The following is a 13,480-nucleotide window of genomic DNA, read 5'->3' as shown; positions in this document are numbered from 1 at the left end:
CTGGAAGTAGAAAGTTAGCAGTTATCAAAAAATTCAGAAGATAAGGGGTAAACTATGGACGGTATAGTTGGTCCTTTAACTTAGAGTAAATTGTTTTAAATTTAGGGCATAATAACCATGATAACTTACAAAAACCATGCTGCCATAAAGCAGGGTTTTTGTATTTCAGGAAAGTAAGAAGACCTATATAGCTTCAATAATTACGACAAGATTAGGTGGAATTTAGATGGAAGGAGATGAATGAGACAATGGGCTTTTTAGGACCAATTATTAACGCACTTATAGCTTTGTTTAATAGTCTGATAGGAAAGAGAGAAAAGGAAAATCTGAATATAAAAGTGATCCTAGCACCAAGTAGTATTGGTGCAGGCAAAGAATATGCAAATGAATTTATTGTCATTAATCATTCTGTAAAAACAACTTTTATAACGAAAATATACATAGAGGAATACAAATTTAATAAATTTATTAGAAGAATCTTATGGATAAATGAAATAGATAATCCAAATCAAGATGAATCATTTAGAGATATTTTACCAAATGCAACTGTAAAAGAATTCCTTCCTTTATTTGAAGATTACATTGAGCCTAATACTTATGTAAGGCTGGCAGTATTTACAACGGAGAGAAAAGTATTCCGTTCTAATTTTTATTCCCCTGTTACTAATACTCCAATTAGTTATTTTGAGATTTTAAAAATAAAGTGGAAATTCAAGTTGAAAAAGAAAGATTCTAAATAATTGTGTTGTAAATATAAAAAAACTTAGCAATGAGGTTATTCATATTAATTGCCAACTTCATAAAAAGTTATTTATTTTGTCCATTTTGTGAACTACAAGGAAAAACGGATTATAAAAAAGAATCCATCCTAATAAAAGAAGGGAGCGAAGTATGAGTGTTATAAGACTATCTAAAAGCCATTTTATATATAATAATCAAATCCGCTGCACAATTTGCAATAGGAATATTTTGTTGAACGAAAAAATATATGTAGATACAGTACATACCCTAACACACCAACAATGCGGTTGTTATAGAAAAACAATCGACTCTGGAACTTTAAAAGAAATAATAGCTAAGCACCCAAAATGGTTTCCACTAGATCACTAATCTGCATGCCGATGGAAGAAGTAATAATTAAGTAACTTTTCTGTGTTATTCCTTAGATTGTGGTTGAAATAACGATGTACTTCATGATAGCCATCAAAATAGAAATTGTATTCCGTAAATGCTTCGTCACTTTCACCTTTGACCAGTTTCCAGTTTCGTTTATACATCTTTGTATTATTGTCTCGCATATCCTTTTGCACTTTTTTCATTGTATGTTCAATTAAGTTTAGATAGACTTGATTGAGTTTAAATGGTGCAGTCTCAGCTACCTTAAAGTCACGATCAAGCACGGTTAACAGCATTGGTAAATATATAGCATTCTCAAAAATGTCTCTTTCTTTATCATTAAGTCTACTCATAACATATGCTCCATTTATGCTTTTTCTACGTCCACAAGTTTTCTAAAAGAGATGTAATGTATATAATCTTTCTCGTCTTGAATACGCAGCTGGTTATTAAGGTAGTCAATATAAACAGTACGGCCAATCAAAGTATCTATATAACCGTTGTTAAAAAGGCTAAATTTAAGCAGTTGATTATATTCCATGCCTTCATGTATTAGTATGTCTATATCATTCAATTTATCCTCATCTAAAACAGGCTGTTCAATCTTATTTTGGCTCTCAATAACTTCTTTTACTCCTGCTACATGTTCAGGCAGCATCATCGCTACCCACTTTTTAGTACCCCGGTCTTTTAACATATCCCCAACTCCTTTTCGATAGGATAATTATATAAGAACAATTGTTCGGTTTCAATATTGTTTTCGAACGAATGTTCGTATATAATATATCCAAAAGGGAGGTAGTTTATGATGATAAAGCAACTAGAAAGAGCATTTGTGGAAGGTAAACCAATTGAAATTATCTATATTAAGAAAGATAATTCAGTGTCTCAAAGATCAATTTTAGTAAATAGAGTAACCGAAACATATATAAAGGCATATTGCTTAGCGAAGAAACAGCCACGTATCTTTAAAGTTGATTCCATCTTAGCTGCTTCCTTCAAAAAAGAGAAGTGGGAATTATTGCATGCATAAGCCTTTTTGAAAAACCATTTGACTTAGTCATTGGAACTTTATAAACGATGCACAAAAAAAATCCCCGCTCTTTGTAAGTGGGGATTACTATTATTATTGAAATGCAAAGTCTGCTCCGTGCTGTGCCTGTTCATTAGTAAATCCATCAAATACTAGTTGGTCAACAAGTCCAGACTGTGAAAAACTTGTGTAATCCAGATAGCTTTGTGCTGTCAGCTCTGCTTGTTCGTTCCAATCTACTTCCGTGTCCATTATTTCCATAGCATAGTTAATTGAGTCTTGTGAATAGCCTTCAAATGATAATTGATCAGCAAGTCCTTTATGACTGAAAGAAGTGTAGTCGATATATCCTCTAGCAGCACTTAAAGCATTAGCACCTTCAACTCCAGCGGCCGCAGCTTTCTTCTCTGCTGCTTCTTCTTCAGCTTTCTTCTCAGCTTCAGCTTTTGCCTTTTCTGCTTCTTCTTTAGCTTTCTTTTCTTCTTCCTCTTTGGCTTTTTTCTCTTCTTCAGCTTTTTTCTTTTCGGCTTCCTCAGTTGCAGCCTTTTTTTCGGCTGCTTTCTTCTCAGCTTCTTCTTTTCCAGCTTTTTCACTACTATCATTTGTTGAAGCTACTTCTTCACTTGTCTTTTCGTCTGTAGTTGGAGCGGTTTGATCAGAATCTTCGCCCATATTTGCTAAGGAACCGATAATGATGACCGCTAATAACCAAACCCACCACTTTTTATAAAATGGTTTTTTTACTTTCTCTTTCTTAGCCAAGTTGACTTCCCCCTAATTTCCTGTATTTATCTATCTAGCAACAGTATTTTACATTTACAGAGAAAATAATACTATAGATTCGACAAAACTAGACAAAAGGAAAATGATAGAAAAGACCCGACTCGTTTGAGAAGGGCTTCTTTTTATAAATCCAATAGTTGTTTCTTCTTGTCTTCAAACTCTTCTGCTGAAATAATTCCATCATCTAGTAATTCTTTGAATTTACGAATTTCACTTGCTGCATCTATTTTTTGCTGTTTTTCAGAATGACGAATACTTATCATGCTTGATAGTATAGAGTATTCATCAACGGTACATTTAACAGCTATTGTTAATTCTCTTTTCTCGTCTATATCATATAGTGTAACTTGGGCAACTGATTGATCTTTTTTTCCACTCCCCATTCCTGCACCAGCAATGGTTCCAAGTGGTCCAGCTACTAAGGTTCCAACCAGAGCACCACCAGCAATTTTTCCACCACTTCGTCCTTCTTGAAAGTTCCATTCTACATTAGTTACGTAATACTTTTTTGCTTTACTTTTATTAAGTAATAAATATACTTTAGTAATACCGTTTTCTAGTTGTCTAAAGCAGACGTACTGGTCATTACTAGCATTTTTCTTATTCAATATGAGAGAAGCGCCTGAAATAAGCCTTAAATCTAATTTGTTTATTACCTTTTCTTTATCATCTTTTGATTTTTTTGAAAATAACCCCAATTATATAACCTCCTTGATTATGTCATCTTAGAAAAAATAAGATGATTTTTCTATACATTCGACAAAAATAGACATGATTATAAGTCAAGATTCCATCCATTTATAAAAGTCATCAACTTTACAATTTAATAGACGAGCTAAAAGAAGTTTTTTTCTATATGAACATTTCCACATATAATCACCCATGTCTATATTTCTATATTTATTGAATAAAATCCTTTATGAAATATTTGGTCAAATAGTTAGGTATAAAATTATGATGAATTGTAGTCTAGGGTATGTATCCATAAATCTTCCCCTTATTTCTATCTTTATTGGCTGATGTAGGTAAAGCAATCTAGATACCTTTAATAGGCATTTTTTTATAACTAATAAATACAAGCTCTCACCTCATATAGATTAATGAGGTGATGACAACATGAAGGTCAACATTATCGAAGGTCCTAATACTGACAAAGTTATCCAAGATTGCTATCATTATATTGTAAAGAAATATAGAGAGGAGCAAAATAAACTTGATAGGAATTTACGCAAGGGTGTCGACAGAGGAACAATTAAAGGGATTCAGCATAAACGGCCAGATTGAAGAGTGCATTCAATTAGCTGGAAATGAAGAATACCTAAAATACGTTGATGAAGGAATAACTGGCGAAATAATGAATAGACCTGCTTTGACTAGATTACAAGACGATATTGAAAATGGACTTATTCATAAAGTGATATGTTATGATCCTGACAGGTTATCTAGAAAGTTATTAGTACAGCTAATGATTACGGAGACACTGCAGAAGAATAACGTAGAGTTGCAGTTTGTCAGAAGTGATTACAAAAACGACGCTGAAGGACAATTGTATTTCCAAGTTAGGGGTGCCTTTTCTGAATTTGATAAAGCTAAGATTAAACATAATACTATGACAGGAAGATATCGAAAAGCCAAGTCTGGCAAGGTTGTTAAAAACAATCATTTATATGGCTACCATTATAATAAAGAGAAAGAAACATACGAAATAAATGAAGAAGAAGCAAAAGTGGTCAAAATGATCTTTGACTATTACACCAATCCTAACAGTAAATTTCAGGGGATAAATGGTATTGCTCTACACCTAACAGATATAAGTATTCCAACAAAACGTGGTGCAAAGGTCTGGCATCGGCAAGTAGTCCGTCAAATATTGATGAATGAAGCATACACAGGTAATTATTATCAAAACAAATATGATACGGTTGGTAATTATGTAAAAAAACAAGCAGGGGAAAAAGTGGAATATGGAAAAATCAGGCCGGAAGAAGAATGGTTAAAAACGGAGATACCTGCAATTATTTCACTAGAACAATTTGAATATGCCCAGTCCCTATTAGAGCAGGGGAGAAGACGCCAAACAAAAGTTAGCTTTCATCAGTATTTATTATCTGGTCTAGTAAGATGTGATCGTTGCGGAGGAACTATGACAGGTAAAAAAACGAAATCACACGGTAAAGATTTTTTTATTTACACATGTCGTAAAAACTATGCTGGTTCAAAATCAAAGGGATGCGGTAAACAGATAAGTGAAAACAAATTAAATAAGTATGTATGGGACACTATAGTGGATTTACTCAGTGATCCAAAGAAAATTGCTGAATTTAGAGAACAAGATGAAAAGACCTATTTAAAAGAAGAAATGGAATATGTCTTAGCAGAAATAGAAAAAGCTAAAAAGGGCCGCAAGCGTTTATTCCAACTTGTCAGCCTAAGTGAAGATGATGATATGGATCTGGAAGAAATCAAAGAACAAATAAGAAATCTTCAAATAAAAGAAAAGAAGTTACAAGATAAGTATAACGAAATGTTAAATGAAAATGAAGTAGCTGCAGGTAAAGAACCAAGTGTGGTTGCCTTGGAATCTGCGATCAATATGTTTATGAAGAATAAGAAAAACGAATTTTCTTTTGAACATAAACAAGAAATATTGAGAAGGGTAATTAAAGAAGTAATTGTTGTAGACAGTGAGACTATAAATATACAAATCTTTTAATGTAGTACCCTATTGTAATCAAGAACGAAATCCTTATGCACCTGAGAGCTTTGAAAAAAACCAAAAAGGATGTTTCCCTGCATGATCCAATTGGTCAGGATAAAGAGGGGAATGAAATTAGTCTTATTGATGTTCTAAAATCAGAATCGGAAGATGTTGTCAATACGATTCAGTTGAATATGGAGCTTGAGAAAGTAAAGGAATATATTGATGTTTTAGATGAAAGAGAAAAAGAAGTAATCATCGGCAGGTTTGGTCTAGATTTAAAGAAGGAAAAGACGCAACGAGAAATTGCAAAAGAATTAGGGATTTCAAGAAGCTATGTTTCAAGAATAGAGAAAAGAGCATTAATGAAAATGTTCCATGAATTTTATCGAGCAGAAAAGGAAAAAAAGCGGAAAAATGAATAAAAACTTTACATAAGGATGTTCTATAGATTTGCATTCTTATGAGGAAATCGTTTTATATAGACACATCGATAACGTATTTAAAGGATAGAAGAGCAGCTTAGTCGCTTAGTTTTTTAAGGTTGACTAAGCGGCTTTTTCTATCTTTTATATTTTGCGTAATGAAGGGATTCTGTATTGTCGGTTGCTACCGTTTTTACAACTTCGCCTTGCCGATTTTTATAAATTTCATATTCACGGTAAACTTCCACTATAAACCCATCTTCTTCTTTTGTTTCTTCTAATTTATATTCAAGATCCGGAGCTCCAAATATTTCATCTCCATTACTGCTAACTTCTTGCTCTTCCTTTATAGCTCCGTAAAAGAGAACATTATTTTTGTTAATTTTTGCGGTTGGTGTTTCTATGTAAGCAATAAAACCCAATAGAATGATAATGGATATTAAAGAGATCTTTTTCATTTTGTCTCTCCTCCTTCCATACATTGTATGCATGTCCTTTAGAAGTATGCGAATAAGAAAAGGGGGAATGACTGCATAATTGGAAAATTTAATCATTTTTGGAGTGGGTAAATCATATCGTTAGAAAGGTACAGGCCTTCCTTTTTTTATAATGAGAAGGGAACATTAACAAACTTAGAATGCAAAAAATGTCTCACAAAAATTTTCACTTCTTGTAAATGTTTTATAACATTTGTAATATACATGAAATATAAAGATGCTGCAAAGCAGAAAAGATTAAAGTTTATCGAAGGGGTTGAAGACCTGTGTTTATGAGACATATACTATTCATTACATTATTGATATCCTTTATTAACAATTTCTGGCCCATTCCTAATATAGATGATTTGCAGGGTGTTGCATATCAAGAGGGTGCCGAAATTTCCATTTCTGAGCTAAAAGATACGGTAAGAAGTATGCAAAAAAAAGCTGATATCAACTCCTATTTAACGATGAAGCATGAAGTAGTAAGTGGGGAATTATATAACAATGAAGTTTGGAGATTTGACTTGGGTTTAAAAACACCATATCAATTTACTGCTGAAAATGACAGCATCGACATAGAAGGTCTGCAAAAAGGAATGGTTAAATTTATCGTGTTTTTTAGTTTTGGAGAAGATGAGAATTCCATTATCAGTAAGTCCATATATTATTGTGATGAAAATGATTCCATTCATGAGGTGAAATTTATCGAGAATACAGAAAGAGAGAGTATTATCTTTTCATAAAAGAAGTAAATCAAGAGAGAAAAATTATCTATCTTTTCAGCTCTGCCTATTATGCAAGCAGTTTCCCGGAGATAATAGGGGTAGATCTAACATTCGATATATAGGCTTTTAAACAAGCGAATTTTCACCACCTATCTATACTATTAGAAAGGTGGTGAAAAGCATGGTTAAAATTTTTATCGATCCTGGTCATGGTGGTTCAGATTCTGGTGCAGTTGGAAATGGGCTGCAAGAAAAAAATATTACCTTAAGTATTGCCCGACAGGTTAGAAGTTTTCTTCTGAATGAATATGAAGATGTGGAAATTCGGATGAGTCGCAATAATGATTCAACTGTAAGTTTACCCGCAAGAGTGAAAACTGCCAATAACTGGAATGCTGATTTTTATCTTTCTATTCATGTAAATGCTGGTGGGGGTAATGGCTTCGAAAGTTATATTTATCCGGGAGTTGGCGCACCTACGACCACTTATCAGAATGATATTCATAAGGTAGTTATAGATGAGACAGGATTTAATGATAGAGGAAAGAAAAAAGCAAATTTTCACGTATTAAGAGAAACAATCATGCCTGCTTTGTTAACAGAAAATGGGTTCATTGATACAGTAGCAGATGCGAATCAGCTAAAAGATAGTAATTTTATTACGAAGATTGCAAGAGGGCATGTCCAAGGATTAGAAACGGCCTTTTCTCTGCAGAAGAAGAAAAGTCAATCACCAATCTATCGTGTACAAATTGGAGCATTTAAGGAAAAGGAAAACGCAGAAAAAAAAGCAATGGAAGCAGCTGAAAAGGGATTTGATACAGCTATTTTATTTCAAAACAATCTGTTTAAAGTACAAATCGGTGCATTTAGTAATAGAACGAATGCGGAGCGTTTAGCAGAAAAAGCGAAGGAAGCTGGATTTCATACGTTTATATCTCCTTAGAAAGAGAAATAACATTTTTAAATAATTAGTGGATATATAGGAAAAAGTTAGAAACGGGACAATTGCCTAAAACATTCACAACAAATTAAGAATATTTTATAGAAAGAGAGGAGGAGAATAAATGGCTGGTTATGGATACCCAAACCAAGTACCAGCAGCTGTTCCGCTTGGTGGAATGGGACCTGCACCATTTGGCTATGGTGCCCCTTATCCTGCTTATGGCGGTGTATATGGTGGTTTCTGGTACGCATTTTTAATCATTCTTTTTATTGTTATCATTTTATTTTGGGGTTTTTGGGCATTTGGTAGTTTTTATCGCTAAGGGAAATAGAAAAAAAATTTAGATGTTGGAATAGTAAATATAGTGATTGCTGATGAAATAATGGACAATACAAGCAAGCTGCTTCATATCGACTCTAGCATCATGTATCTTTTTAAGATAACGATGCTTTTTCTTTTGTTATCAGAAATATTTTACTATTTTTACAGAAAGAATGGAAATATTTCGATAGTCAAACTATAATGACATAGTAGTAGCAGTGAAAGGAGTGGAGAAAAGTGAAGATAGAAGAATATCAAGCTACATGGGATTTAGAGGGTTTATTTCCTGGAGGAAGTAATTCTCAAGAGTTTAGAGAGCATTTAGCTATGTCAATGGATGAAATCGAAAAATTATCAGCATATGTACATAAGTATGAGCCATTACAGGAGACGGACAAAGATTCTTTGCAGCAAATTGTGAATCAGTTTGAAGTTGTCGCAAAAAAAGTAAGACAAGCAGGTGCTTTTGTCAGCTGTTTAGAGGCGCAGAATATGGAGGATAAAGGAGCAAGTACATTAAGAGGTAGAGTAACTGAATTAAGTGCTGTGTTTCAAAATGTGTTAACGGTTCTTGATGGGAAATTATCCTTATATAGTGATATGGAATGGGATTCCTTATTTAAAGGAAATAATCTAGAAGAACTTTATTTTGTGCTGTCAGAAAGAAGAGCGGCTGCTAAAGAAAAATTATCTGAAGAAGAAGAAACATTGATAAATAAATTAAGTGTTGATGGCTATTATGGCTGGGGCCAAATGTATGATACCGTCGTTGGGAAAATTCAGATTCCTTTTGATGAAGAAAATCTCTCCGTTGGACAAGCTGCCAATAAATTTTCAAATCCTGAACGCGCAGTTAGAAAAAAGGTGTTTAGAGAATGGGAAAAAGCATGGGACGCAAATGGGGAAATTCTTGCCAAAACATTAAACCATTTAGCTGGTTTCCGATTAAATGTTTATGGGATGAGAGGCTGGACTAATTTCTTAAAAGAACCGTTAGCGATTAATCGGATGCAAGAAGAAACATTGCAGGCAATGTGGAATGCAATTTCAAAGAAAAAACAGCCATTTGTACAATTTTTAAATAGAAAAGCTAAATTGTTAGGATTAGAAAAATTAAGCTGGTATGATCTGGATGCTCCTCTTGGTAAAATAGAAACAAAAATGTCTTACCAAGAAGGTGCCGAATTTATTATTAAACATTTCGAGCAATTTGGTACGGAAATGTCAGGATTCGCAAAGAAAGCGTTCGAAGAGAGATGGATTGAAGCAGAAGATAGAAAAGGGAAAAGGCCAGGGGGCTTTCACACCTATTTCCCTGAAAGTGCTCAGTCACGCATTTTTATGACGTATTCTGGTACGCCGTCAAATGTTTCAACTTTAGCCCATGAATTGGGCCACGGTTTTCATACATACGCTATGCGGGATATGCACACATTAAATAGAAATTATGCAATGAATGTGGCAGAAACAGCGTCTACATTTGCGGAAATGATAGTATCAGATGCAGCATTAAAGGCTGCATCATCAGAGGATGAAAAGCTGGTCTTATTAGAAGATAAAATTCAGCGATCTATAGCATTGTTAATGAATATTCATGCTCGTTTTCTTTTTGAAACAAGATTTTATGAAGAACGTCAAAATGGATTAATTTCAAAAGAGCAATTAAATATGTTAATGCTTAACGCACAAAAAGAAGCATATGGGGACGCTTTAGATGAATATCATCCTTCTTTCTGGGGCTCAAAATTGCATTTTTATATTACAGGTGTACCTTTTTATAATTTCCCTTATACATTTGGTTTTCTATTTTCACTTGGAATCTATGCAAAAGCATTGGATGAAGGAAAAGGCTATGAAGAGAAATACATTGCCCTATTAAGAGATACAGCAAGCATGACAGTAGAAGAATTGGCATTTAAGCACCTTCAAATTGATTTAACAAAAGAGGATTTCTGGAATAGTGCCATAGATCTTTGTATTAAGGATGTAGAAGAATTTTTAGCGTTAACGAATGAATGAAAGAGCTTTTAATCTGATTTTTCAAAGGATACAGTAAGGAATAGAATTACAGGCATTCGTTTAAAAGGAAAAATGTAGATAAAAGACCTCCTACATACCAAAAGCTGCTGGTGTGTAGGAGGTCTTAATTTTTTGATGAATAGCTTTAGTAAATGCTTAGATTTTTCTCCATTTGAAACTTCCAATCATCAGAATGGAAAGAATAAGCATAAGAAATAAATAAATATGGCTCGGTATAAAAGTGAAAAATAGACAGCTAAAGGTTAAAATACAGCCAGCTGCAGTTATCGGCAGGCCTGTAAAAAAACCATGACTTTCCGTAATGTTAAATCGAGCTAATCGAAAAGCGCCACACACAATATAAAGGACTGTAAAGAAAGATCCTGGTGCTCCCAACTCAAATAAAATACCTTGGTACACTAATAATGCCGGTGCTACCCCAAATGAAATGATATCACTCATAGAATCAAGCTGTTTGCCAAGCTCTGATTCGATATTGAATTTTCTGGCAGTCATTCCATCCAGTCTATCTGCTAATGCAGCGATAAAAATAAGCAGTAGACTTAATTGGAGATGTCCCTTTAAACTATAGATAATTGCAAAAGCACCTAATGAAATATTTGTTAAAGTTAACACATTAGCGAGTTGAGTTTTAATTTTCTTGATGGTTTGTTCTAAAACTCCATGTAAAAACATTAGATTCACTCCTAGTATGAAATGAATTGCATTTCATACAACTATTTTTTTATATAATCATATATAATTCTAATTAGTATATGATTATTCGTAAAGAAAAATTTTTATTTATTGGAGGATTGCTTCATTGAAAGAAACAATTTATCGATTTTGTATTGAACTGACAAATGGAAGATGGAGTTCCTATTTGATTAAGAAATTTGCTTATTCTAGATGGAGCCGATATATAATTCCTTCCTTTGCAAAAGTTTATAAAATAAATATAGAGGAAATGGACAAACAACTAAAGGAATACGGATCCTTGCATGAATTTTTTATTAGAAAATTAAAAGCTAACTGCCGAAATATTCATGCTGATCATGGAGAAATAATTAGTCCTGTTGATGCTGTGATTGAGGATATTGGAGAAGTAAGAGAAGATTGCTCTATTTTAGTTAAAGGAAAAACGTATTCTATTCATGAAATGCTTGGGGATGAAAAAACAGTGGATAAGTATATTGGTGGAACTTATTTAATATTTTATTTAAGCCCAAGTCATTATCATCGTATTCATTGTCCTGCCACAGGTACCGTAACAAATCGTTGGACACTTGGAAATAAATCGTATCCTGTTAATAAATATGGTTTAAAGTGGGGCAAATCTACCCTCTCCAAAAATTATCGTTCTATAACGGAATTAAAGACAGAGGAAGGAAACGGGATTTGTATTGTGAAGGTTGGTGCCATGTTTATTAACTCTATCGTCCTAAATCATAAGAAAGACCGCGTAGTTCAAGGAGAGGAAATTGCCTATTTTTCATTTGGCTCAACTGTTGTGTTGCTATTTGAAAAAAATACATTTAAACAGAAAGGCTTTCATTCCATTCCATATCCGGTTAAAATAGGAGAGGTTATTGGAGAGCTTCGCAAAGCGTAATGATACAAATTTAATAGTTTAAAAGAAAAACAGCCTTTTTAAGGCTGTTTTCAAATGGAATGTATAATTATTACTATTGGTTTAAGAGGAGACTTTTATCTTGTTGCTTAAAGAACGTCGGTGAATCTCTGTTTCGATGAGACGAATAAATTCAGGGCTTAAATTTAATTCCCTTGCTTTATGATAGGACTCAATCAATAATTCATCTGACAGTTTTCGCATGCCAGAAACACCTCCATTCGAATATAATGAGAAGATTTTCATAGAAAACATATATAAATGTAGTTGTTTTCAGTGTTGAAATAAGGTTTTAAAAAAATTTGCTGATTAAAAAGTGCATACAAGATGGATCAATCGACAATGTTTATCAGAAAACGAGCTTGTCTATGTAAAAAATTTGCTATGTAGAAAACACTTTTAATCTTCTTTTTTAGTAAATTAATCTTGGAAGTTTTTTGGATATTATATTGTATCCTTACTTTAACAAAAATAAACATAGAGAACAACTGTTCGTTTATCCACAGCGCTCAGTGGATAACCTGTGATTATTTTGTTGAGAACTATGTGGACTATATGTAAATCAATGGGTATTATGTGTATAATGTTATCCACATATGTTGAAAAATGCGTATTTTGTCGAAAATTATTTTGCTATTATTAAAAAAAGCAAGAATATGGTATCTTCTTTAAGAAGAAAAACGGTATAATATTATTTTCTTCTATCGCAAAAATGGTTACCATAACAATAGGAAGACATACTGGTTAAACTATAGAAATGAAAGAGTTAAGAGGTGTTTTTTAGTGTTAAATCAATTTTTGCCAAATCAGTTTGTTAAAAATATATTTGAAATTTCCCCAGATGATTTAAAGAAAAAAGGAATAAAAGGCATCATAACAGACTTAGATAATACGTTAGTAGAATGGGATCGCCCGCTTGCGACTCCACAAATAATTGAATGGTTTGCAGAAATGAAGAGAAATGACATTAAAGTCACAATTGTTTCCAATAATAAAGAAGCAAGAGTAAAGTCATTTTCTGACCCGTTGCATATTCCTTTTATTTTTGCTGCTAGAAAGCCGCTTGGCCGTGCTTTTAAAAAAGCTATCATGCAAATGAATATAAAAAAAGAAGAAGCAGTTGTAATTGGGGACCAATTATTAACAGATGTTCTAGGTGGGAATCGTAGTGGGTTTCATACCATTTTAGTCGTGCCTGTTGCGCAAACAGATGGGTTTATGACCAGAATTAATCGTAGAATCGAAAGAAGAATTTTAAATTGGTTTCGTAGAAACGGAAAATTAACTTGGGAGGATTAATAC

15 protein-coding genes and 2 pseudogenes are annotated in these 13,480 nt (G+C 33.2%); 10 read left to right on the top strand and 7 right to left on the bottom strand.

The window, feature by feature from the left end; genetic code table 11:
• The first annotated feature begins 236 nt into the window (after positions 1-236).
• Positions 237-740 (top strand): hypothetical protein, encoded by a 504-nt coding sequence (locus tag NSS71_RS11165; protein WP_341151654.1) that lies wholly within the window; start codon positions 237-239, stop codon positions 738-740.
• A gap of 366 nt (positions 741-1,106) precedes the next feature.
• On the opposite strand, the gene NSS71_RS11160 is transcribed toward NSS71_RS11165, so the two are convergent.
• Together NSS71_RS11160 and NSS71_RS11155 are read right to left on the bottom strand one after the other, a co-directional pair.
• Entirely contained in the window at positions 1,107-1,469 is a 363-nt protein-coding gene (locus NSS71_RS11160) for a hypothetical protein (protein ID WP_341151653.1), read from the bottom strand.
• A 14-nt stretch (positions 1,470-1,483) separates the two neighbouring features.
• A complete protein-coding gene (locus NSS71_RS11155) occupies positions 1,484-1,813 on the bottom strand; it encodes a YolD-like family protein (protein WP_095259006.1) in 330 nt (109 codons plus the stop codon).
• Between the two features lie 108 nt (positions 1,814-1,921).
• Between NSS71_RS11155 and NSS71_RS11150 the strand changes: the two genes are divergently transcribed.
• The gene (locus NSS71_RS11150; protein ID WP_445668932.1) at positions 1,922-2,149 is read left to right on the top strand and encodes a WYL domain-containing protein; all 228 of its coding nucleotides are present in this window, start codon (positions 1,922-1,924) and stop codon (positions 2,147-2,149) included.
• A 93-nt stretch (positions 2,150-2,242) separates the two neighbouring features.
• Here NSS71_RS11150 and NSS71_RS11145 read toward each other — a convergent pair whose 3' ends face one another.
• Both NSS71_RS11145 and NSS71_RS11140 read right to left on the bottom strand, forming a co-directional pair.
• Positions 2,243-2,911 carry an Ltp family lipoprotein gene (locus NSS71_RS11145; protein WP_341151652.1) on the bottom strand — a complete coding sequence of 223 codons (669 nt, stop codon included), beginning with the start codon at positions 2,909-2,911 and terminating at the stop codon, positions 2,243-2,245.
• Between the two features lie 143 nt (positions 2,912-3,054).
• Entirely contained in the window at positions 3,055-3,630 is a 576-nt protein-coding gene (locus NSS71_RS11140) for an SHOCT domain-containing protein (RefSeq protein ID WP_341151651.1), read from the bottom strand.
• Positions 3,631-4,145: 515 nt separating this feature from the next.
• Between NSS71_RS11140 and NSS71_RS11135 the strand changes: the two genes are divergently transcribed.
• Entirely contained in the window at positions 4,146-5,645 is a 1,500-nt protein-coding gene (locus NSS71_RS11135) for a recombinase family protein (RefSeq protein WP_341151650.1), read from the top strand.
• Between the two features lie 17 nt (positions 5,646-5,662).
• Positions 5,663-6,055, top strand: a pseudogene (locus NSS71_RS11130) (sigma-70 family RNA polymerase sigma factor); the annotation flags it as partial.
• 137 nt (positions 6,056-6,192) lie between these two features.
• Here NSS71_RS11130 and NSS71_RS11125 read toward each other — a convergent pair.
• On the bottom strand, positions 6,193-6,513 hold the full coding sequence (locus NSS71_RS11125) for a hypothetical protein (protein ID WP_047941334.1): 321 nt from the start codon (positions 6,511-6,513) through the stop codon (positions 6,193-6,195).
• A 311-nt stretch (positions 6,514-6,824) separates the two neighbouring features.
• Between NSS71_RS11125 and NSS71_RS11120 the strand changes: the two genes are divergently transcribed.
• The 4 genes from NSS71_RS11120 to NSS71_RS11105 all read left to right on the top strand — a co-directional run bounded on the left by NSS71_RS11120 (position 6,825) and on the right by NSS71_RS11105 (position 10,548).
• Positions 6,825-7,280, top strand: a complete 456-nt coding sequence (locus NSS71_RS11120) for a hypothetical protein (RefSeq protein ID WP_144546687.1) — start codon at positions 6,825-6,827, stop codon at positions 7,278-7,280.
• A gap of 163 nt (positions 7,281-7,443) precedes the next feature.
• Positions 7,444-8,208: an N-acetylmuramoyl-L-alanine amidase gene (locus NSS71_RS11115; protein ID WP_047941332.1), complete on the top strand. Its 765-nt coding sequence runs from the start codon at positions 7,444-7,446 to the stop codon at positions 8,206-8,208.
• A 121-nt stretch (positions 8,209-8,329) separates the two neighbouring features.
• Positions 8,330-8,530, top strand: a complete 201-nt coding sequence (locus tag NSS71_RS11110) for a hypothetical protein (protein ID WP_047941331.1) — start codon at positions 8,330-8,332, stop codon at positions 8,528-8,530.
• Between the two features lie 236 nt (positions 8,531-8,766).
• The gene (locus NSS71_RS11105; RefSeq protein WP_341151649.1) at positions 8,767-10,548 is read left to right on the top strand and encodes a M3 family oligoendopeptidase; all 1,782 of its coding nucleotides are present in this window, start codon (positions 8,767-8,769) and stop codon (positions 10,546-10,548) included.
• A gap of 156 nt (positions 10,549-10,704) precedes the next feature.
• On the opposite strand, the gene pssA is transcribed toward NSS71_RS11105, so the two are convergent.
• On the bottom strand, positions 10,705-11,244 hold the full coding sequence (pssA, locus tag NSS71_RS11100; protein ID WP_047941329.1) for a CDP-diacylglycerol--serine O-phosphatidyltransferase: 540 nt from the start codon (positions 11,242-11,244) through the stop codon (positions 10,705-10,707).
• 127 nt (positions 11,245-11,371) lie between these two features.
• Between pssA and NSS71_RS11095 the strand changes: the two genes are divergently transcribed.
• The gene (locus tag NSS71_RS11095; RefSeq protein ID WP_047941328.1) at positions 11,372-12,160 is read left to right on the top strand and encodes a phosphatidylserine decarboxylase; all 789 of its coding nucleotides are present in this window, start codon (positions 11,372-11,374) and stop codon (positions 12,158-12,160) included.
• A gap of 81 nt (positions 12,161-12,241) precedes the next feature.
• Here the strand turns inward: NSS71_RS11095 and NSS71_RS11090 are convergent, their stop codons facing one another.
• Positions 12,242-12,382, bottom strand: coding sequence for a sporulation histidine kinase inhibitor Sda (locus NSS71_RS11090; RefSeq protein WP_016202937.1), 141 nt, complete (start codon positions 12,380-12,382; stop codon positions 12,242-12,244).
• A 555-nt stretch (positions 12,383-12,937) separates the two neighbouring features.
• On the opposite strand from NSS71_RS11090, the pseudogene NSS71_RS11085 reads away from it, so the two are divergent.
• Positions 12,938-13,477: pseudogene (locus NSS71_RS11085) on the top strand (YqeG family HAD IIIA-type phosphatase); the annotation flags it as partial.
• Positions 13,478-13,480 lie beyond the last annotated feature (3 nt).

Origin of the sequence: Niallia sp. FSL W8-0951, from assembly GCF_038006525.1 — a bacterium.
In the GTDB taxonomy this organism is placed as follows: Bacteria; Bacillota; Bacilli; order Bacillales; family Cytobacillaceae; genus Niallia; species Niallia circulans.
The sequence above is the reverse complement of the archived record's forward strand: the minus strand, read 5'-3'. Positions and strand labels throughout refer to the sequence as shown.